Source organism: Lentzea sp. CC55, assembly GCF_021056325.1.
Lineage (GTDB): Bacteria > Actinomycetota > Actinomycetes > Mycobacteriales > Pseudonocardiaceae > Lentzea > Lentzea jiangxiensis.
The window spans coordinates 21,654-41,880 of record NZ_JAJCXE010000034.1; the positions used below are offsets into that span (position 1 = coordinate 21,654).

15 protein-coding genes are annotated in these 20,227 nt (G+C 71.6%); 7 read left to right on the plus strand and 8 right to left on the minus strand.

The features are described 5' to 3' along the window. Positions 1–20 precede the first annotated feature (20 nt). Positions 21–395 (plus strand): MerR family transcriptional regulator, encoded by a 375-nt coding sequence (locus L6E10_RS25765; protein WP_236222208.1) that lies wholly within the window; start codon positions 21–23, stop codon positions 393–395. On the opposite strand, the gene L6E10_RS25770 is transcribed toward L6E10_RS25765, so the two are convergent. Both L6E10_RS25770 and L6E10_RS25775 read right to left on the minus strand, forming a co-directional pair. Next, positions 392–1,513, minus strand: coding sequence for an ArgE/DapE family deacylase (locus L6E10_RS25770; protein ID WP_236222210.1), 1,122 nt, complete (start codon positions 1,511–1,513; stop codon positions 392–394). The two genes, L6E10_RS25765 and L6E10_RS25770, sit on opposite strands and share 4 nt — an antisense overlap. Further along, on the minus strand, positions 1,510–2,517 hold the full coding sequence (locus L6E10_RS25775) for a pyridoxal-phosphate dependent enzyme (RefSeq protein WP_236222212.1): 1,008 nt from the start codon (positions 2,515–2,517) through the stop codon (positions 1,510–1,512). Before L6E10_RS25775 ends, L6E10_RS25770 begins: the two co-directional genes overlap by 4 nt. A 67-nt stretch (positions 2,518–2,584) precedes the next feature. On the opposite strand from L6E10_RS25775, the gene L6E10_RS25780 reads away from it, so the two are divergent. The 4 genes from L6E10_RS25780 (at position 2,585) to L6E10_RS25795 (ending at position 10,376) form a co-directional block, all read left to right on the plus strand. Then, positions 2,585–2,815 carry a hypothetical protein gene (locus L6E10_RS25780; protein WP_090096295.1) on the plus strand — a complete coding sequence of 77 codons (231 nt, stop codon included), beginning with the start codon at positions 2,585–2,587 and terminating at the stop codon, positions 2,813–2,815. 130 nt (positions 2,816–2,945) lie between these two features. Next, complete coding sequence (locus L6E10_RS25785) at positions 2,946–6,023, plus strand: NACHT domain-containing NTPase (protein WP_236222214.1); 3,078 nt, start codon at positions 2,946–2,948, stop codon at positions 6,021–6,023. A 75-nt stretch (positions 6,024–6,098) separates the two neighbouring features. Beyond that, a complete protein-coding gene (ligA, locus tag L6E10_RS25790) occupies positions 6,099–8,090 on the plus strand; it encodes an NAD-dependent DNA ligase LigA (RefSeq protein ID WP_236222216.1) in 1,992 nt (663 codons plus the stop codon). A 342-nt stretch (positions 8,091–8,432) separates the two neighbouring features. Continuing rightward, complete coding sequence (locus L6E10_RS25795) at positions 8,433–10,376, plus strand: NB-ARC domain-containing protein (protein WP_236222218.1); 1,944 nt, start codon at positions 8,433–8,435, stop codon at positions 10,374–10,376. Between the two features lie 908 nt (positions 10,377–11,284). Here L6E10_RS25795 and L6E10_RS25800 read toward each other — a convergent pair. Continuing rightward, entirely contained in the window at positions 11,285–11,950 is a 666-nt protein-coding gene (locus L6E10_RS25800; RefSeq protein WP_236222220.1) for a response regulator transcription factor, read from the minus strand. Further along, a complete protein-coding gene (locus L6E10_RS25805; protein WP_236222222.1) occupies positions 11,947–13,029 on the minus strand; it encodes a sensor histidine kinase in 1,083 nt (360 codons plus the stop codon). Before L6E10_RS25805 ends, L6E10_RS25800 begins: the two co-directional genes overlap by 4 nt. Before the next feature lie 132 nt (positions 13,030–13,161). Here L6E10_RS25805 and L6E10_RS25810 point away from each other — a divergent pair, with 132 nt between their 5' ends. Continuing rightward, entirely contained in the window at positions 13,162–13,473 is a 312-nt protein-coding gene (locus L6E10_RS25810) for a DUF6223 family protein (RefSeq protein WP_236222224.1), read from the plus strand. On the opposite strand, the gene L6E10_RS25815 is transcribed toward L6E10_RS25810, so the two are convergent. The 4 genes from L6E10_RS25815 to L6E10_RS25830 form a co-directional block, all read right to left on the minus strand. Further along, complete coding sequence (locus L6E10_RS25815) at positions 13,430–14,569, minus strand: ROK family protein (protein ID WP_236222226.1); 1,140 nt, start codon at positions 14,567–14,569, stop codon at positions 13,430–13,432. The genes L6E10_RS25810 and L6E10_RS25815 overlap by 44 nt on opposite strands. Before the next feature lie 148 nt (positions 14,570–14,717). After that, positions 14,718–16,094, minus strand: a complete 1,377-nt coding sequence (gene xylB / locus L6E10_RS25820) for a xylulokinase (RefSeq protein WP_236222228.1) — start codon at positions 16,092–16,094, stop codon at positions 14,718–14,720. A gap of 1 nt (position 16,095) precedes the next feature. Then, positions 16,096–17,250 carry a xylose isomerase gene (xylA, locus tag L6E10_RS25825; RefSeq protein ID WP_236222425.1) on the minus strand — a complete coding sequence of 385 codons (1,155 nt, stop codon included), beginning with the start codon at positions 17,248–17,250 and terminating at the stop codon, positions 16,096–16,098. 68 nt (positions 17,251–17,318) lie between these two features. After that, positions 17,319–17,936, minus strand: a complete 618-nt coding sequence (locus L6E10_RS25830; RefSeq protein WP_236222230.1) for an SGNH/GDSL hydrolase family protein — start codon at positions 17,934–17,936, stop codon at positions 17,319–17,321. Between the two features lie 262 nt (positions 17,937–18,198). Here L6E10_RS25830 and fusA point away from each other — a divergent pair, with 262 nt between their 5' ends. Beyond that, entirely contained in the window at positions 18,199–20,187 is a 1,989-nt protein-coding gene (gene fusA / locus L6E10_RS25835) for an elongation factor G (protein ID WP_236222232.1), read from the plus strand. Positions 20,188–20,227: the final 40 nt, after the last annotated feature.

A 20,227-nucleotide genomic window follows, 5' to 3' on the forward strand; every position in this document is an offset into this window, starting at 1 on the left:
CCCGGACTAGCCTCGACCCCGTGCTGGACATCGCCGAAGTCGCGCAGAGGTCAGGGCTCGCGCCGTCCGCCCTGAGGTTCTACGAGAAGAAGGGCCTGCTCTCCTCGAACGGCCGCAACGGGTTGCGCCGCACCTACGAGCCGGAGGTGCTGCACCGGCTGGCGCTCATCAGCTGCGCCCGCCGGGCCGGGTTCTCCGTCGCGGAGATCGGGAGGTTCCTCCTCGCCATGCCCGGCGACACCGCCGTCCAGCAGCAGATGGCCGTGAAGGCAGCGGCGCTGGACGAGGACATCGCGCGGTTGCGGCGCATGCGCGACAGTCTCGGCCACGCCTCCACCTGCACCCACGAACCGCTGGTCGAGTGCCCCGAGTTCAAGCGGATGCTCGCCCCTTAGCGGCAGAAGGTGGTGATCGTTTCGGTCAGGACGTCGGTGAGCCGGTCGAGCGAGGCGAGGTCGACGTGCTCGGTGGCAGCGTGGGCTCCGGCGCCGTCCACGCCGAACAGCAGGCAGGGGATGCCGGCGCGGTCGAGCAGGGCGCAGTCGGTCCAGAACGGCTCCGCCCGGATGACCGGCGGTTCGCCGAGTGCGGCGACGAGGGTGCGCACGATCTCCGCGTCCGGGTCGGCCTCGAACGGCTCCCTGGCGAGGCCGCGGGTGAGCGTGGCGCTGAAGTCCGGGACGGTGGACGCCAGCCTGGCGATGATCGCCCGCAGCTCGTCCTCGGTCCGCCGCGGTGACTCGCCGGGAACCGTGCGGCGTTCCAGCGTGATGCGGCAGCTCGCCGGGTAGGTCGACGCCTCCTCGCCGCCGCTGATCAGCGACGCGTGCACGGTCCCGGTGCCCAGCAACGGGTGCCGCGGGCCGGTCGCGAGGTCGTGGCCGAGCTGTTCCAGCGCCACGAGGAAGTGCCCGGCCTTGGCGATCGCGTCGACACCGAGCTCCGGCCGCGACCCGTGGGCCGCCCTGCCCCCGATCTCGACGTCGAACCACACGAACCCCTTGTGCGCCAGCGTGACTTCGAGGTGGCTGGGTTCGGTGACGATCGCCGCGTCGGCGGTGAACGACTCCAGCACCTCCTCGGTGCCGAGACTGCCGTGCTCCTCGTCGGCGACGCACGCCACGATCACGTCGCCGCGCAGCGGTCGTTCGGTGGCTCGGGCGGCCGCGACCATCATCGCCGCGATGCCGCCCTTCATGTCGAACGTGCCGCGGCCGGACATCCTGCCGTCCTCGACCACGGGTTCGAGCGGGTCGCCGTCGTAGCCGGCCAGGCCGACCGTGTCGACGTGACCGTTGAGCATCAACGACTTCCCGCCGCCGGTGCCCTCGCGGACGGCCACGATCGAGGGTCTGCCCGGTCGTCTCTCCAGCCGGTGCACCTCGAAGCCGCGCTCCCGGAACCACCCGGTGCAGAAGTCGGCGATCTCGCGTTCGCCGTTGCCGCCGGGGACGAGGTCCGGGTTGACCGAGTCGATGGAGACCAGCCGCGCCAGCAGGTCGCGTGGTGTCACGAACGTCCCTCCGTGCTGATGAGGACAACGGTGCCGAGGTCGCCGAGGTCGTCCCGGATGGCACGCAGCCCTGCGAGAGTGGCGGCGCCACACGGTCCTGAATGGACGTTCTGCGCGAAGAGGTCTTCGACGGCTTCGGCGCACTCTTCTTCGGAGACGGACACTGCGGCGTCCAAACCGTTCTGCAGGAACGGCCACGCGGTGCTGGAAGGTGTACCGCAGTTGAGGCCCGTCATGATCGTGTGGCCGGTCGGGATGCTCCTCAGCTCGCCCGCCAGGAGGCTTTCGAGCACGCAGGCGGCCCGGTCGGGTTCGACGGCGAGAATCCTCGTGCGCGAGTCGCGACCGCGGTAGTGCGTGATCACGGCTTGTGCGAACGACCCGACGCCCACGGGGACTACGACCAGGCCGGGCTCGGAGCCGAGCTGCTCGTCGACCTCGAGGCAGAGCGTGCCGTAGCCCTCGACGATCCAGCCGGGGACCTCCTCGTAGCCGTCCCAGCCCATGTCCTGCACGAGGATCCCGTCGGCCTGCGCGGCCAGTGCCACCGCGTCGTCGTACGTGCCGTCGACGACGGTGACCTCGGCGTTCTCCGCGCGGATCGCTTCGATCGCCTTCTCGGGCACCGTGTTCGGCACGAAGACGTGCGCGCGTTGACCGCGGAGCCGGGCCATGCGCGCCACCGCCCGGCCGTGGTTGCCGTCGGTCGCGGTGGTGAGCGTGACCTGCCCGGTTCGTCCCCGCAGCACGCGGTGGACGGCCCAGGACGCGCCGAGGGCCTTGAAAGCGGGCAGGCCGAGCCGGGAGGATTCGTCCTTGACGAACAACCGGCCGATCCCGAGCTCGGCGGCGAGCGCGGGCAGCTCGGTCAGCGGAGTGGGCGCGTAGCCGGGCAGTCCGGCGTGGAAGTCGCGCACGTCGGCAGGTGCGGGCGGGCACTTCCAGCGCGGGGCGTCTGGCCGCAGGAACCTCATGCCCGACAGCGTGCTGGTGGTCCGGATCATCGGTCCAGCACGTGTTGCCGACGTGTACCGGTGGGAGAATCCGACGAGTCGCGGAGAGGAGGTGCCGGTGACCGAGGACGAGCTGGTCGTCGAGTTCGCGCTGACCCGCCTCGACCACCCGGGCCTCGACCTGGAGGAGGTCGCCGCACTCGTGGTGCGGCGGGTGGGACCCGACCGCATGCTCGAGTTCGCCGGGCGGACCCTGGCGCACCGCGACGAGCTGCGCGGAGCCGTGTTCCCTGCCGCGGTCGAGCACGTCCTGCGGGTGGTGCTGACGTTGCGCGGGCCGCGCGACTAGAGCTCACCGGCGACATCTTCGGCGAGGCTGGTCCGTTCGGCAGATCAGCCGGCGCCGTTCGACGGCTCCAAACGACCTGTCGTCGTCTCTGCACGCCGCGTGCGGCCGGATCGCTGATCGACTCGGACGGGTGGGGAAGACCTATGGGTACGCGGACGCCGTCAAACTGCTCGGCAAGAAGGACAGTGCGCTGGTCAACGCGCTCGACAAGCTCGCCGGCGCGGCTCTTCTGGGCGGCGTCCCCTTCGCCGTCTCGGACCTGCTGGGGTGGTTCGACGCCAAGACGGAGTTCGTCCGGCTGAGCCGCGAACTGCTCCTCAAGCTGGGCGAACGGCGCCACGGCCTGGCGCGGCACTCCTACTCCGAACGGCTGCACGCGGCGCACACGGTGATCGTGGTCGTCGGGCTGTTCGAGGCGCTCAAAGCCGTCGACCTGCCGTTCAAGCTCAAGGACATCGGGCTCGACAAGGCCGGCCAGACCGCGCTGGTGGGGCTGAGCAGCATCTTCGACGGCTCCGGACTGCTGCCCAGCGCGAACCGCCCGTACGAGGTGAACCTGCGCGTGCTGGGCGAGCAGTACCGGCGGGCCGGGCGCGAGCTGCTCACGCTGCTCCAGGACAAGGCCGTCTGGCAGCGGCTCGACGACGACCGGCGGGAGCACACCCACGAGGTGCTGACGCGGCTGCACGGACCCGCGGTCCGCCACTACGAGGAGCTGATCCGCAAGCTCGTCGTCGAGTACCAGGAGCTCGGCTACTGGCTGCAGGCCCACCACAACGCGCACGTCAGCGCCGGTCTGGCCCGGCTGGAGGAGAGCCTGGAGAGCACGCGGATCGGTGCCGAGCCGGACGAACGCCGCCGCGAGCTCGCCAACCGGTACCGCGCGGTGCTCGACCGGCCCATCATCGACCCCGGTCAGGTGCCGCAGGAGCTGGAGATCCCCCTGACCAGGGACGCCTACGTCGACCCGGACTTCCAGGTCGTGCCGATGACGCCCAGCTGCACCCCGGCGCTGCTCGAGTGGTGGGAGGGGGTGCCCGCGCGTTCGGACCTGCACCAGTACCTCGTCGGCTACCTGACCTCGCCGAAGGCCGTGACGCACCCGCTGGTGGTGCTCGGCGATCCCGGCTCGGGCAAGTCGCTGCTGACCAAGGTGCTGGCGGCCCGGCTGCCCGCGAGCGACTTCCTGACCGTGCGGATCGAGCTGCGGTCGGTCGCGACGGAGGAGGACCTGCGCAGGCAGGTCGACCTGGGGCTCAGCGCCGTGCTGCAGGAGGACATCAGCTTCGTCGCCCTGGCGCGCGAGGCCGGGGACGCGTTGCCCGTGGTGCTGCTCGACGGGTTCGACGAGCTGCTGCAGGCGACCGGGGTGACCCAGACCGACTTCCTCGAGCACGTCCAGACGTTCCAGCGGCGCCGTGCCGAGGCGGGACGCCCGGTCGCGGTCGTCGTGACGAGCCGGATCAGCGTGTCCAGCGGCATGCGGATCCCGCCGGACGCGGACGTGCTGCGGCTGGTGCCGTTCTCCGCGGACAACATGGCGGCGTGGCTGGCCGTGTGGAACTCGTCGAACGAGCGCTACTTCGCCGAGCACGACCTCAAGCCGTTGCCGGTGGGCGAGGTGCTCGTGCACCGCGTGCTCGCCGAACAGCCGCTCCTGCTGCTGATGCTCGCCCTCTACGACGCCTCCGGCAACGCGTTGCAACGACAAGCGGACAGCCTCGGCCGCGCAGACCTCTACGAGAAGCTCCTCTACAGCTTCGCGAGCCGGGAGGTGGGCAGGAAGTACGACGCGTCGGCCGCCGAGTCCGAGACCGGGTGCGAGCTGGTCGAGCGGGAGCTGGAACGGCTGTCGGTGGTCGCCTTCGCGATGTTCCACCGCGGCGGTCAGTGGGTCGCCGAAAGCGACATCGACGAGGACATGACGACGTTGCTGCGCGGTGGGAACCCCGTGCCGCGCAACGGGATGCGCAAACCGTTGAGCGAGTCCGACCGCGTGGTCGGCCGCTTCTTCTTCGTGCAGTGCGCGAAGGCCATGCGTGACGAGGAGGAGCTGCGCACGTATGAGTTCCTCCACGCGACCTTCGGCGAGTACCTGGTCGCGCGGTTGACGTGGTGTGCGCTCATGGACCTGCACGACGGCGCCTCGCGGCCCCGGCGCATCACCGGGGCGCAGGTCGACGACAGCTTCCTGTACGCCCTGCTGTCGTTCACCCCGCTGACCTCGAGCGTCCCGGTGATCGAGTTCCTGGTCGAGCAGGCGGGCAAGGCGGAGAACCGGACCGTGCTCGCCGACCTGGTCACGAAGCTGTTCGCGCTGTCGCAGCAGGCGAGGCCGCGGTCGTTCGAGGCCTACCAGCCGGTGCGGCGGACGGTGCCCGCCCGGCACGCCGTCTACAGCCTCAACCTCGTGCTGCTGTCGGTCGTGCTCACGCCGCTGTGCTCGTCGCGCGACATCGGCGTGGACGATTGGCCGAAGCTGACGACGTTCTGGAAGTCGCAGCTGTCGGACGGCGAGTGGCGCACCCTGATCGAGTCGCTCTACGTGCGCTGGGACGAACCGCCCGTGCCGGTGCTCGGGATCGGGATGTCCGTGCCGGCCACTGTGGACACCAACGGCCTCGCGGGGAGGACGTCGTTGCGCGAGGCGGCCAGGGAGGCCCGCTTCACCGGCGACCCGGCGGGCAACGAGTTCAACCACGCGTTCGAGGCTCTGCCGGTCAGCCGCTACGACGTCCACTACGCACGGGCGCTGGTCCAGCTCGCCGCGTCACCGGTCCCGCCCTGGGAACGCGCCGTGCACTACCTGCGGTGGGCGGACAGGTACCCGGACCTGGTGCTGGAGTGCCTGCGCCGCGACATCACGGTGAGCCCGGAAACGCTGCGGGAGCTGGCGAAGACCGGACTGGCCGAGGGCAGCTCGTTCGTCGTGCAGCTCTGCGACCGCATCGGCAGGGGCGGCCCCGACTCGGCGTTGCTCGACATCGTCGACGGTCTCGGGGTGCCGCGCGTGGACCACGGCACCGAGATCGCGGTGCTGGACGCGTGGCTGAGGCTCCACGAACAGGGCTACCGGCATCCGCCGCACCGGCGGGTGGACCTGATGGCGGTGCTGCGGTCCGTTGACTTCGGCAAGATCCGGCAGCACCGGCCGGACCTGGTCTACCGGGCGGGGACCGCGGCTCACGAGATCGGGTTGTTCGAGTGAGCTCCGGCGCGACTCGAGCACGTCTCCGGGTACGACCGTCCATTTTTGTCGGTGCCGCCCGGTAACGTCCCGTCCATGAGTGCTGGGGACCGGATTCAGGAGCTCGCCGCGCGGATCGTCGAGCTGCGTGACGCGTACTACCAGGGCGAGCCGCTGGTGGTGGACGCCGAGTACGACGCGATCGAGGACGAGTTCCGCTCGCTGATCGCCGAGCACCCGGAGCTGGCGCCGGCGGACAACCCGCTGGACCACGTGGGTGCGCCGTCGGTGCTGCACGCGCCGGTGCGGCACTCACGGCCGATGCTGTCGCTGGAGAAGGCGAACAAGCCCGAGCAGGTCGAGGCGTTCTTCTCGCGGTTCCCGGGCCAGCCGGTCGTCGTCATGCCGAAGCTCGACGGTCTGTCGTTGGCGCTCGTGTACGAGAACGGCCGCCTTGCGCGCGCTGTGACGCGTGGGGACGGCACGACGGGTGACGACGTCACGTTCCTCACGCGCGCGCTGTGCGACGGTGTGCCGGACAAGGTGGACGCGCCGGGCCGCGTCGAGGTGCGCGGCGAGTGCGTGATGCTGCGCTCGACGTTCGACGAGTACAACAAGGCGCACCCGGACAAGCCGTTGATCAACCCGCGCAACGCGGCGGCCGGCACGTTGCGCGCGAAGGACCCGAAAGCCGTCGAGGGCAGGCGGATGCAGTTCTTCGCCTTCGACCTGACGACCGAGCCCGAGAGCGCCGACTCCGACCTCGACGCGGGCCTGCGCAAGCTCGGCTTCAGCGTCGCCGAGATGCGCCACTGCACCACCGCGGCCGAAGCGCAGGAGCTCATCAGCGGCATCGAACAGGCCCGCAACGCACTCGACTACGACCTCGACGGAGCCGTGCTGCGCCTGGCGAACCGCGACGCGTTCGCCGCCGCCGGCACCCGCTCGTCGTCCCCGCGCGGCGCCATCGCCTACAAGTTCGCCGCCGAGGAGAAGACGACGGTCCTGCTCGACGTGAGGTGGGACGTCGGCAAGACGGGCAAGATCGCCCCGGTGGCGTGGCTCGAGCCGGTGTTCGTGGGCGGCACCACCGTCACCCGCGCGACGCTCGCCAACCAGGAGGTCATCCGCTCCCGCGGCATCAAGATCGGCGACACGGTCCTGGTCCGCCGCGCGGGCGACGTCATCCCGTTCGTCGCGGGCGTCCTGGACGAGTCGAAGCGCACCGGCGAGGAGCGCGAGATCGTGCCGCCGTCGCAGTGCCCCTCCTGCGCCCAGCCGCTGAGCGAACAGGGCAACAGCCGCGAGCTGTTCTGCACGAACGCGGCCTGCCCTGCCCAGACCGTGCGCCGCCTGATCCACTGGTCCTCCCGCGCCGCCGCCGACATCGACGCCATCGGCCAGGTCTGGATCGAACGCCTCGCCGAAACCGGCGACCTGGTGAACCCGTCCGACTTCTACACCCTCACCAAGGAACGCCTGCTGGAGTTCGACCGCGTGGGCGAGGTCTCCGCCACCCGCATGATCGAGTCGATCGACCGCAGCCGGGCCGTGGGCCTGCGCCGAGCCCTGATCGGCCTGTCCATCCCGATGGCCTCCGAAGGCACCGCCGCCCGCCTCTGCCGAGCGGGCTTCGGCTCCCTGGAAGAGGTCGCCGACGCGGGCGTCGACGAGCTCGTCGCCGTGGAGGACATCGGCACCAAGGTCGCCGAGTCCCTCACCCACCACCTCGAGCGCCTGCGCCCGGAGATCGAACGGCTGCGAGCCCGGGGCGTCTCCCTCGACGTCCGCTCCGAAGACCTCCCGCCCGTCGTCGTCGCGGGCGCGCCGCTCGAAGGCAAATCGGTCGTCATCACCGGCTCCATCAGCGACCCGCGCTCCGGCGAGAAGGTCACCCGCCCGGCGTTCCAGAAGATGTGCGAACGAGCCGGCGCCACCGCCGCCTCCTCGGTCTCGGCCACCACCGACCTGCTCATCACGGGCGAGGGCGTCGGCGCGAGCAAGCTGACGAAGGCGGAGAAGCTCGGTGTCGAGGTGGTGGACCAGAGCGAGATCTGGGAGAAGCTGATCGCCGCCGGGGTGGCCTGAGCGGCCGGTTCCGCGCTGCCGATCACGACCGTGCCTGCGGGTGTTCTCCGTCCACCGGCAGGCGTTGGCCTGCCGGTCGGGGGTCACGAAGCTCGTACGAGGGGGATCGGTGCCTCCTGCCGCCGGGGAGCCCCGGCGGCCTTGACCGGGTAGTGGCGTTCGTGGTCGCGCGGCTCGGTTCCCGCGGACAGCGCAGGACCGTCCGACAACCTGCGCAGCCTGTGCGATCTGCGGGTGCGCGGCAAGAACGGAGAGGTGGGCCGGTACCCGGACGGAACCGGAAGGGATACCTGCTGCCATCGAGAGCTGGTGGTGCTCCACCGGCCGGTGCATCCTGGTCGAATGCCTGAGCGGTTCAGGGTGCACAACGTCGTCAACGGCGATGTCACGGGGACTGTCGTGCAGGCAGGCGAGGTCGTCGTCCGGACTGGGCGGCCGGCGCCCCGGCAGTTGCCCGCCTCGCCGTCGCGCTTCGTCGGCAGGACCTCCGACCTGGCCGGTCTGGCCGGCAGCCCTGGAGTGCACGCGGTAGTCGGGATCGGCGGTGTGGGCAAGACGTGGCTGGCCGTGCACTGGGCACACGCCAACCGGCACCGGTTCCCGGACGGCCAGCTGTTCGTGGACCTGCGGGGGTTCTCCCCGGACCAGCCCATGGCTCCCGCTGTCGCGGTGCGGGGTTTCCTGGACGCTCTCAACGCCTTCGACGTCCCGCCCGATCCGCACGCACAGGTGGCGCTCTACCGGAGTCTGACCGCGGACAAGCGGCTGCTGGTGGTGCTCGACAACGCCGCGGATGCGGCCCAGGTGGAGCCGCTGCTGCCCGGTGGGTCTTCCTGCACGGTGCTGGTGACCAGCCGCCGCCAGCTGACCTCGCTGGTCACCCGGTGGGGAACGCTGCAGTTGCGGCTCGGTCCGCTCGATGACGCCGAGTCCCGCGACCTGCTGGTCGCACGACTGGGAGCTGTCCGAGTCGATGCGGATCCCGAGGCGGTGCGGAGGATCGTGCGGCACTGCGCGGGACTGCCGTTGGCCCTGGCGATCGTGGCCAGTCGTGGCCAGACGTCTCCCGGGACGCCGCTTGCGCGGATCGCCGACGAGCTGGGGCAGTTCGACGACGAGGACCCGAGCAACAGCGTGCCGGCGGTGCTGTCGTGGTCGTTGCGCGGGCTGTCCGACGCGCAGTCGCGTGTGCTCGGTCTGCTCGCCGCCGCGCCGGGTCCGGACATCGGCCCTGCCGCCGTGGGCAGCCTGACGGGATCGACGTCCGAACTGCCTGCTCTGGAGCGTCTGTGCCTGCTGGAGAGGAAGGCCGATGGGCGCTACCGCATGCACGACCTGGTCCGGGCCCAGGTCCGTGTCGAGGACGTCGAGGCCGTGCGGCGCGTGGTCGACCACTACCTGCACACCGCCCATGCCGCAGATCGCTGTCTCCAGCCGCACGGATCGCCTGCGCCCTTGCCGCCGATGTCGCGCGGATGCCGGCCGGAAGCGCCCGCGGCCGTCGACGCGGCGCTGGCCTGGTTCGATGCGGAACACCAGTGCCTGCTCGCAGCTGTGGACACCGCCGCGGAGCACGGGTGGCACGACGTCGTCCGGCATCTGGCGCGAACGCTGACCACCTACCACCACCGGCGAGACCAGGCTGACGCCGACATCCGCACCTGGAGCCTCACGCTGCACGAGCGGACACGAAACCCAGCCCTGGTCACCTCGCACCGGCGGCTCGGCGAGGCTTCGGCCCGGGCCCACCGCTACTCCGAGGCTTTGGCACACCTGCGGGAAGCACGCGTCCTCGCCGAGCAGTTGGGCGACGTGCACCAGTTGTCCCACGTCCACCGTGCCCTGGCGTGGGCACTCGGTCGCCAGGACGAAGACGCCGAAGCCCTGCGCCACGCCCAGGAGAACCTGCGTCTGTCCCGGGAACTCCACGACACCGTCAGCGAAGCACACGCCCTGAACGCAGTCGCGTGGTTCACCGCCCGACTCGGAGATCTCGGCCGGGCCCGCGCGTTCGGCGAAGCGGCCCTCGCCGCGCAACCCAACCCGGAAGGTGAGGCGTCCTGCCGGGAAACCCTGGGCTACGTGGAATTTCGCGCCCACCGTCCGGACAGGTCGATCGAGCACTACAAACGGGCTCTCGTCCTGCGGCGCGCCCACGGCTACCTCAGGCATGTGGCCAACACCCTGGAGAGGATGGTCGCCCCTCTGCGCGAACTGGGCCGCGATGAGGAGGCCGAAGCCCTGTCGCGAGAAGCAGAAGAGCTGTTCACCCGACTTCGGAGATGACCTCCGCCGCAGGTTCCTCTCAGCCGCACAGCGGTCGAGCTCGCCCGGCGAAATGACGGAAACCCCCACGCTGCCTGGGGGAGGACGGCAGCCTGGGGGCGGGTAGAGGTGGTCGGTGTGGCGGTCGCCTCTCGGCGGTGTGCGCGACGCGGCTCCGGCTCGCCGGTGTTCCGCGAAGGCTGTCTGGTGGGGCCCGGGGACTCGTTCCACGCCGACCGTCTGGTTCAACAGAACTGACTTCTGTTGTGTTCCAACGGTGATCTGTGTTGTGACTCACCGCTGGGAAGTGTTTTTCCTTGACGGGCAAGGGGTGTCGGAGTGGGAAGGCCCTCGGGCCGGCTGGGGGGTGGGCGGCCCGAGGGCGTGGCTTGTGGTCGGTGTGGTGGTCGCCTCTCGGCGGTGTGCACGACGCGGCTCCTGCCGAACGGTGTTCCGCGAAGGCTGTCTGGTGGGGCCCGGGGACTCGTTCCACACCGACCGTCTGGTTCAACGGTGCGGACTTCCGTTGTGTTCCAACGTGATCTGTGTGGTGGCTCACCGGTCAGGTGGAGCAACCGCCCGCGGTTCTGTTGTGTCGCAACGCGTGAGTTCGGGTGGCCGACGCGGCAGGAGAGTTCCGCGCCGGCCCGGCGTCCCCAGGCTACCTGTCGGGGAGAGCTGCGGCCTGGGGACGGGCTTTGGTGGAAGTCGGTGCGGCGGTCGCCTCTCGGCGAGGGGCTCGACGCGGTACCAGCCGAACGGTCTTCCGCGAAGGCTTTGAGATGAGGCCCGGGGGACACGGACCGCACCGACCAATCTGTACAACGGGAACCGTGCCCGCGGTGTTTCCGCGCGGGCTGTGGGGTCGCTCACCGTGTCCACGAGGCCTGGAATCCATGCGGGACAGGAGGGCCGGACGGCGCGGAGGCCTACCTGCGCTCGGGCGCCTGCGGCACGACGAGGCCCGACTCGTAGGCGATGACCACGAGCTGGGCGCGGTCGCGGGCGTGCAGCTTCGCCATCGCCCGGTTGACGTGCGTCTTGGCGGTGAGCGGGCTGATCACCATGGTCGCGGCGATCTCGTCGTTCGACAGGCCCCGCGCGACCAGCACGAGGGCTTCGCGCTCGCGGTTGGTGAGCTGGTCGAGGCACTGCTTCGGCCGCGGCGGCTGGCTCACGTACCGGTCGATCAGGCGGCGGGTGATCGACGGGGCGAGCAGCGCGTCGCCGCGGGCCGCGACCCGGACGGCGTGCAGGAAGTCCTCCGGCTCGACGTCCTTGACCAGGAACCCGGCCGCGCCCGCCTTCAGGGCGTGGAAGACGTACTCGTCGAGGCCGTAGTTGGTGACGATCACGACGTGCGTGCCCGTGAGGTCCGGGTCGGCGGCGATCCGCCGCGTCGCCTCGATGCCGTCGACCTCCGGCATCTGGACGTCGACCAGGGCGATGTCCGGGCGGTGTTCCCTCGCTCTGGCAACGCCTTCCGCCCCGTTCGAGGCCTCGGCGACGACCTCGATGTCGTCCTCGGCGTCGAGCAGCGCCCGGAACCCGCTGCGGATCAGCGGCTGGTCGTCCACCAGCAGGACGCGGATCACGGTTGTGCCACCGGGAGCTCGGCACGGACGGTGAACCCGCCCTCGGAGCGCGGCGCCGCCTGGAGGCTGCCGCCGAGCGCGGTGACGCGTTCACGCATGCCCAGCAGGCCCACGCCCGATGCTGTTGCCTTCGGCTGCGCCGTGCCGTCGTCGTCGACTCGGATGACCAGCGCTTCCGGCGTGCGGTCGATGTGGATCCGGGCGGTCTCGGCGGCGGCGTGACGGGCGATGTTCGTGAGCGACTCCTGCACGATCCGGTAGGCGGTGCGGCCGACGGCGGCCGGCACGTCGTCGTGGCGGCCCTCGATCGTGAGCCGGGCGTCCAGGCCGGTGGACCTGGCGCGCTGCACGAGGTCGGGAACGTCGTCGATCCCGTGCGGCGGGTTCTTGCCGTCGTCCCTGAGCGCTTCCAGCGTCGCCCGGAGCTCCCTGGCGGCTTCGCGGCCGGCGTCCCGGATCACGAGCAGCGGCTCGGGTGGTTCCTCGCCGCGCTTGCGGGCGAGGTGGACGGCGACCTCGGCCTGCAGCTTGATCACGGAGATCTGGTGGGTGAGCGAGTCGTGCAGTTCGCGAGCGATGTGGAGGCGCTCCTCGTTGGCCCGCCTGCGTGCCGTTTCCTCTTTGCTGCGTTCGGCTTCGTCTGCTCGTTTCTCGGCTTGTCTCAGTGCTTCGCCCGCGGCTGCCGCGGCGATGAGCCACGCGATCTGCAGGACGTCCCGCGTCTGCGTGAACGCCTCGTACGTGGTGAGGTCGCGCGGGGAGAGGAGAGCGGCGAGGGGGAGGGAGGCGATCATCAGCACGGAGCCGGTGAGGGTGACGACGCGGTGGCCCGCCCGCATGGTCGAGTAGACCGCGAAGAGGAACGCGATCACCGGCACGTCGGCGCCCGTCGCCTGGTAGCCGAGCGCGAGGACGCCGGTCGCCACGAGCACCGCTCGCGGTGCCGTCCGCCGTGCGACGAGCACCAGCCCGCTCGCGGCCAGCAACGCGTAGCCCGGACCGGTGGCGGGGTGCCCGGCCACCACCAGGCTCGCGGCGACCCCGGCGGCGATCGACCGGTCCAGCCAGCGCCTGCTCATGCGTGCAGCCTAGGCCCCTGTCGCCGCTGGTAGATCGTGCGCCGGGAGGACTTCCCGGCTACCGCGGACGCGGTAGCCGTTGTCCGCGCCGGCACGACGCCCCGGGGTGTTCTCGCGGCCAGGCTTGTCGGCATGGTGATTGCTGTTTGGGAACTGAGTGCTGGACGTGCGTGGTCCCTGGTCGGTGCGGCCCTGGGCATCGCGGGTGTCGTGTTCGGCGTGTCGGCGCTGGCTCGGCTCCGGGGTGCGCTGGTGGCCGTGGCGCTGGGGGCGGCCGGGGTGGTGATCGGCGCGGTGGTCGTGCTGATGGCCGAGGGCGGTCCCGGAACCGGCTACGGCATCGTCGGCGGCTACGTGTCCGCCGTGGTGGGGCTTGCCGCCGCGGTGCTGGGCGTCCTGGCTAGGCGAAAAGGCGCTCGGGCTGCTGGACGGCGTGCCTCGTGATCAACCCCGCGGCGCCCCGGACGACCGCGAACTCGCCGAGCGGTGAGGCGAGCAGGCGCGTGTGCCGTTCGCCTCCCGCGAGCACCCTGCCGTCCATTTCGGACTGCACGGCCTCGCTGAGGTGGTCGTACAGCACGGCGTAGCTGCCACCGAGGACGACCGTGGGGACGTCGAAGAGGTTCATCAGCGTCGCGATCCCGACGCCGAGGGCCTCTCCGGCGTTGCGCACGGCCTCCACCGCCCTGGGGTCGCCGGCCCGCAACGCCTTGCCGAGCGAGTCGAGGTGCCTGCGCCCTGCCTCGCGCAGGATGACGTCGAGTCCCGCGTACCGCTCGACACAACCGCGGCTGCCGCAGGTGCACCGGACGCCGTCGCGCTCGATCACGACGTGCCCGAGTTCGCCCGCGAACCCGCTGGCCCCCCGGTACACCTCGCCGCCCAGCACGACGCCCGCGCCGATGCCGACGTCCGCGGTGACGTGCACGAAGTCCTCGCCCGCCAGGTGCTTCGGCCACAGGTGGGCGAGCGCGGCGAGGTTCGCCTCGTTGTCCAGCTCCACCTCGACGCCGAGCCGTGCGGTGAGTCCTTCCGCGAGGGGCACGCCGACGAGTTTCGGCAGGTTGGGCGCGCGGACCACGACGCCGTCGTGCACGACACCGGGGATCGCGAGCCCGGCACCGAGGAGCTTGCGCGGTCCGCTGACCTCGCGCACCAGCGCGGCGACGCGGTCGAGCACCTCGTCCGCCGGGACCTTGCGCATGTCGGCGGGCACGAGGTGCCGGTCGAGCGTCTCGCCGTCGAGCCCGAGCGTCTCGACGGCGAGGTGGCTGACGTTGATCTCGGCCCCGACCGCGACCGGCCCGTCGGGGTGGAAGCGCAACGGCTTGGACGGCCTGCCCATGCCGGCCAGCGTGGCGGGCTCCTCGACGAGGATGCCGTTGGCCAGCAACGGCTCGGTGAGGTTGGACAGGGTCGCCTTGGTGAGGCCCGTGCGCGCGGCGAGGTCGGCCCGGGAGCCGGGGCGGTCGACCAGGGCGAGCAGGACCGTCCGCAGGTTGCCGAGGCGAACCTGGCGCAGGTGGTCGGCTGTGGTCATCGGACCCAGTATCGCGGCGAGGGGGTGCGGGGGTGCGCGCGCGGGTGCTGTGCCGCCCGCGAACGGCCGGGCGCGAGCGGCAGCGTCGCGGCCGGCCTCGACCGGCCCACCCCGCCACCTCGCCGCTCCACGCCCGGCCTCCGCCCCGTCATCGCGTCAGGTACCGCTCGGAAGCCTCGCGGTAGCGCTCCCGGACCGAGGCCACCGCATCAGCCTCGTACCGGGTGCTCTCGGCTCCGGCCCACTCCGGCGGCGTCGCGCCGCCGGTGAGCGTCCAGGCCGCCTGCCGGGCCGCCCCGTCCGCCACGTACTCGCCCGGAGCCGGCACCGTGACCGGCACGCCGAACACCGTCGGCGCGATCTCCCGCACCGCGCGTGAGGCGGCAGCGCCACCCACGAGCCGCACGCCGCTGACGTCCGCTCCCTGCGACACCAGGGCGTCCAGGCCGACGGCGAGGCCGCAGAGCATGCCCTCGACCGCGGCGCGGGCGATGTTCGCCGGGGTGGCGTTGGTCAGGGTCAGGCCGTGCAGCGCACCGGTGGCGTCCGGCAGGTTCGGCGTCCGTTCGCCTTCGAGGTACGGCACCAGCACCAGTCCCTCGGCACCCGCGGGGGCCGAGAGGGCGAGGGTGCTGAGCTGCTCCAGGTCCACGCCGAGCATGCGCGCCGTCGCGTCCAGGACGCGGGCGGCGTTGAGGGTGCACGCGAGCGGCAGGTACCGGCCGGTGGCGTCGGCGAAGCCCGCGACGATGCCCGACGGGTCCTCCGCGCGGACGTCGCTCGTGGCCGTCACGACGCCGGAGGTGCCGAGGGACACCACGACGCCGCCGCCCACGCCGAGCATCGCCGCGGCGTTGTCCCCCGCGCCGGCGCCCAGGCGGACCGGGCCCTCGACGAACTCGGCCGGGCCGAGGACGCGCGGCAGCACCACGTCGGAGCGGCCCAGGCCCAGGGACACCAGGTCAGGGACGTAGGAGTCGGTCGCCGAGTCGAAGTAGCCGGTGCCCGAGGCGTCCGAGCGGTCCGTGACCAGGTCGGCCAGGTCGCCGGTGCCGCGCAGCCGCCACGTCAGCCAGTCGTGCGGGAGGCAGACGGCGGCGGTGCGCCCGGCGTTGGCCGGTTCGTGCTGGGCGAGCCAGCGGAGCTTCGTGATGGTGAACGACGCGACCGGCACGAGGCCGATGCGCGCCGCCCACTGCGAGGCACCGAGCTCGGCGGTCAGGTCCGCCGCCGCCGCCGCGGAACGGGTGTCGTTCCACAGCAGCGCCTCGCGCACCACCTCGCCGTTCTCGTCGAGGCAGACCATGCCGTGCTGCTGACCGGCGACGCTGAGCGCCGCCACGTCGTCCAGGCCGCCGGCGTCGGACAGCGCGGTCTGCAGCGCGGACCACCAGTGCGAGGGGTGCACCTCGGTGCCGTCCGGGTGGGAGGCGCGCCCCTCGCGGACGAGCTCGCCGGTCTCCGCGTCGCGGATCACGACCTTGCACGACTGCGTCGAGGAGTCGACGCCGGCGACCAGCGTCATGTCAGCGCGCTCCGGTGAGGTGCTCGAGCGCGAGCTGGTTCAGGCGCACGAAGCCGAAGCCGCGCTCGGCCGCCTGGTTCGGGTCGAACCCGTCGTCGTCCTTCAGCAGGTCGTCGTAGGACTCGCCGGCGTTCAGGGTCGGCTGGCCCAGCTCGGCGACGCCCGCGATCTGCAGCGCCTCCTGCACCTCGGGGTCCGCGCGGAAGGCCGCGGCGCGGTCGCGCAGCAGCAGGTACGTCGCCATGTTCGCGCGCGCGGAGTCCCAGACGCCCTTGATGTCCTCGGTCCGCGACGGCTTGTAGTCGAAGTGCCGCGGGCCGTCGTAGCCGGCGGTCTCCAGCAGGTCGACCAGCGCGAACGCGTTCATCAGGTCGCCGTGGCCGAACACCAGGTCCTGGTCGTACTTGATGCTGCGCTGGCCGTTGAGGTCGATGTGGAACAGCTTGCCGTGCCACAGCGCCTGCGCGATGCCGTGCACGAAGTTCAGGCCCGCCATCTGCTCGTGCCCGACCTCGGGGTTGAGCCCGACGAGTTCCGGCTGGTCCAGCTCGGAGATGAACGCGATCGCGTGCCCGATCGTGGGCAGCAGGATGTCGCCGCGAGGCTCGTTCGGCTTGGGCTCGAGCGCGAACCGGATGTCGTAGCCGCGGTCGGTGACGAACTGCGTGAGCAGGTTCATGGACTCGCGGTACCGGTCGAGCGCCGCCCGCACGTCCTTGGCGGTGTCGTACTCGGAGCCCTCACGGCCGCCCCACAGCACGAACGTCCCGGCGCCGAGCTCGGCCGCCAGCTCGATGTTGCGCAGCACCTTGCGCAGCGCGAACCGCCGCACGCCGCGGTCGTTGCTGGTCAGACCGCCGTCCTTGAAGACGGGGTGCTCGAACAGGTTCGTCGTCACCATCGGGATGACGAGGCCGGTCTCGGCGAGCGCGCCCTGCAACCGGCTGATCTGCTGGTCGCGGTGCGTGGCGTCGAAGCCGAACAGGTCGTCGTCGTGGAACGTCAGGCCGTACGCGCCGAGCTCGGCGAGCCGGTGCACCGCCTCGACCACGTCGAGCTCGGGCCGCGTGGCGTGGCCGAAGGGGTCGCGACCCTGCCAGCCCACGGTCCACAGACCGAAGGAGAACTTGTCCGCCGGAGTGGGCGTGCTCATCATCCACCTCATTCGTTCAATGCTTGAACTTAGTGCGGACAGTACGACGTCACGGCCTTGATCGCAATCGGTCAGGCGGACCGCCGTGCCGCGACGGACTCCACGGCGGGGGCGAGCGCGGTGGCGATCTCGCGGTAGCCGGCGGCGGACGGGTGGAAGCGGTCGGCGGCGAAGAGCGACGGGTCGGAGGCGAAGCGCGGGGTGACGGCGCGCTCGACGTGGGCTACCACGCCTCCCGCCCTGATGACGGCCTGCTGCTGCACGCTCGCGTAGTCGCGGCTCACGGCCGACACGACGTCGCGCAGCGCGGGCGGCACGTGCGAGACGATGCTCAGGTCCGGTGCGGTGGCGACGACCACCTCGGCTCCGGCGGCGCGGAGGTCCGCGACGGCGTCGTGCAGCTGCTGCGCGCCGACCTGGGCCGGGACGAACCTGGTGAGGTCGTTCGCGCCGATCACGACCACCGCGATGTCGATCCCGCCCGCCACCGCGGCGCGCACCTGGGACCGCAGGTCGGCCGAGCGGGCGCCGGCGACGGCGTGCACGCGGAGGTCGACGTGGTGTCCGGCGGCGCGGAGGCGGGTGGCGAGCAACGGGCCGAGCGTGTCCTCCCGGCGGGTGCTGCCGACACCGGCGGCGATCGAGTCGCCGAGCAAGCACAGTCGCATACCCGTAGCAACGTCGAGCATGGTGGAGGTGTTCCTAAAAGCGTTGTGAGGCGCCGCTCACGACGTCTACGCTCCACGATCAACATCACCTGGGACGACGAGAGGGGAACGGCCGTGCGCACCACCGTCGTCCTCCCGTCCCGTTTCGACGTGATCCTCGTGTCTCCGCGCCCCGGCTGCTCGCTGCGCGCCGGGCACCGGAGTGTCTGACGAACCCCTTCGAAGGTGTTCGTCGGGTCATCGCGCTGACCCCGCAAGTCCTTGACACCAAAGGCACACGACCATGCGCACGATCACGTTGAACGCTGTCCGCAACATCGGCGTCCTCGCCCACGTCGACGCGGGCAAGACCACGCTCACCGAACGCGTCCTGTACGCCACCGGCAGCACCTACAAGCGCGGCGAGGTCCACGACGGCACCACCGTCACGGACTTCGACCCGCAGGAGCGCGACCGCGGCATCACGATCTTCGCCGCGGCGGTCACCTGCACGTGGGACGGCCACCGCGTCAACCTCATCGACACGCCGGGGCACGTCGACTTCTCCGACGAGGTCGAACGGTCCCTGCGCGTGCTCGACGGGGCGGTCGCGGTGTTCGACGGCGTGGCCGGGGTGGAACCGCAGAGCGAGTCGGTGTGGCGGCAGGCGGACCGGCACGGCGTGCCGAGGATCGCGTTCGTCAACAAGCTCGACCGGGCGGGCGCGGACCTGGACGACGCCGTCGAGTCGATCCGCACGCGCCTGCACACCGTGCCGCTCGTCGTGCAGCTGCCGATCGGCGCGGAGGACGGGTTCCGCGGTGTCGTCGATCTGGTGCGCCTGCGGGCGCTGGTCTGGGACGACGACGGGATGACCGAGGGACCCGTGCCGGAAGCGCTGCTGGCGGAGGCACAACGCCGCCGCAGGCTGTTGGAGGAGGCGGTGGCGGAGCTGCACCCCGACGCCGTCGAGGAGTTCTTCGCGGGAGGGTTGTCCGAAGAGACGCTCGAGAACGCTCTGAGGGAGTTGACGTTGCAGCGCAGCGGAACCGTCGTGCTGTGCGGCTCGGCCTACCGCAACCGCGGTGTCGAACCGTTGCTGGACGCGGTGATCGCGTACCTGCCGTCCCCTGTGGACGTTCCGCCGGTGCGGGGCGTCGACGGCGAGGAACGGGAGGCTGATCCGGACGCGCCGCTCGCGGCGCTGGTGTTCAAGGTGAACTCCACCGCCACCGGACGGCTGGCGTACGTCCGCGTCTACTCGGGCACCCTCCACAAGGGAGAGACGGTCCTCGTGGCCGGCCGTGGCGAGCGCGTCGGCCGGGTCCTGCGCGTCCAGGCCGACCGGCACACGCCGGTCGACCGGGCCGTCGCGGGGGACATCGTGGCACTCGTCGGGCTGAGGTCGGCCCGCATCGGGGCGACCCTGTGCGCGCCGGACGCTCCTCTGCTGCTCGAACCGCCGGTGTCGGCCGACCCCGTCGTGTCGGTGGCGGTGGAGGCGAGGACCAGCGCGGACAGCGCCCGGCTGGCCGAGGCGCTGGCGCACCTGGTCGACGAGGACCCGTCCCTGCAGGTCAGGACGGACCCGGAAACCGGCCAGACCGTGCTGTCCGGCCTGGGCGAGCTGCAGCTGGAGGTCGCGGTGCAGAAGGCTCGCACGAGCCACCGCGTCGAAATCAGAATGGGACGCCCACGGGTGTCCTACCGCGAGACCGTCGCGAACGGTGTCACGGGATTCGTCTACCGGCACGTGAAGCAGGACGGAGGTGCGGGCCAGTTCGCCCACGTGGTGATCGACACCGAACCGCTGGAGACCGGGTTCGAGTTCCACTGCACCGTCACCGGCGGCCGGGTGCCGCGGGAGTTCGTCCGCGCGGTCGAGCAGGGCTGCCGGGACGCGCTCGCCGAGGGGCCGCTGGGCCATCCGGTGACCGGCCTGCGGGTGACGCTCACCGACGGGTCCACGCACGTCAAGGACTCGTCGGAGATGGCGTTCCGCACGGCGGGACGGCTCGGGCTGCGCGAGGCGCTGAAGGCGGGTGCCACGACACTGCTCGAACCGATCGCCGAGGTCGCGGTCACCGTGCCGGAGGAGCACCTCGGTGGTGTGCTGGGCGACCTGGCCTCGCGGCGCGGCCGGATCCTCGGCTCGCGGGCGAGAGCCGGTGAGGCGGTCGTGACGGCGAGCGTGCCGCTGGCGGAGATGTTCGGCTACGTGACGGCGTTGCGCAGCCGGACGCAGGGCCGCGGCACGTTCACCAGCACGCCGACCGGCTACGCGCCCGCCTAGGTGAACGCGGGCCTGCCCCTTCCCCGGGGCAGGCCTGTGC

Bases quoted from the DNA above. Each gene is read 5' to 3' on its own strand.
- ligA (WP_236222216.1), top strand. From the start codon at position 6,099: ATGAGTGCTGGGGACCGGATTCAGGAGCTCGCCGCGCGGATCGTCGAG.
- xylB (WP_236222228.1), bottom strand. From the start codon at position 16,094: ATGACGCTGGTCGCCGGCGTCGACTCCTCGACGCAGTCGTGCAAGGTC.
- L6E10_RS25795 (WP_236222218.1), top strand. From the start codon at position 8,433: ATGCCTGAGCGGTTCAGGGTGCACAACGTCGTCAACGGCGATGTCACG.
- fusA (WP_236222232.1), top strand. From the start codon at position 18,199: ATGCGCACGATCACGTTGAACGCTGTCCGCAACATCGGCGTCCTCGCC.
- xylA (WP_236222425.1), bottom strand. From the start codon at position 17,250: ATGATGAGCACGCCCACTCCGGCGGACAAGTTCTCCTTCGGTCTGTGG.
- L6E10_RS25830 (WP_236222230.1), bottom strand. From the start codon at position 17,936: ATGCTCGACGTTGCTACGGGTATGCGACTGTGCTTGCTCGGCGACTCG.
- L6E10_RS25815 (WP_236222226.1), bottom strand. From the start codon at position 14,569: ATGACCACAGCCGACCACCTGCGCCAGGTTCGCCTCGGCAACCTGCGG.
- L6E10_RS25810 (WP_236222224.1), top strand. From the start codon at position 13,162: ATGGTGATTGCTGTTTGGGAACTGAGTGCTGGACGTGCGTGGTCCCTG.
- L6E10_RS25805 (WP_236222222.1), bottom strand. From the start codon at position 13,029: ATGAGCAGGCGCTGGCTGGACCGGTCGATCGCCGCCGGGGTCGCCGCG.
- L6E10_RS25775 (WP_236222212.1), bottom strand. From the start codon at position 2,517: ATGATCCGGACCACCAGCACGCTGTCGGGCATGAGGTTCCTGCGGCCA.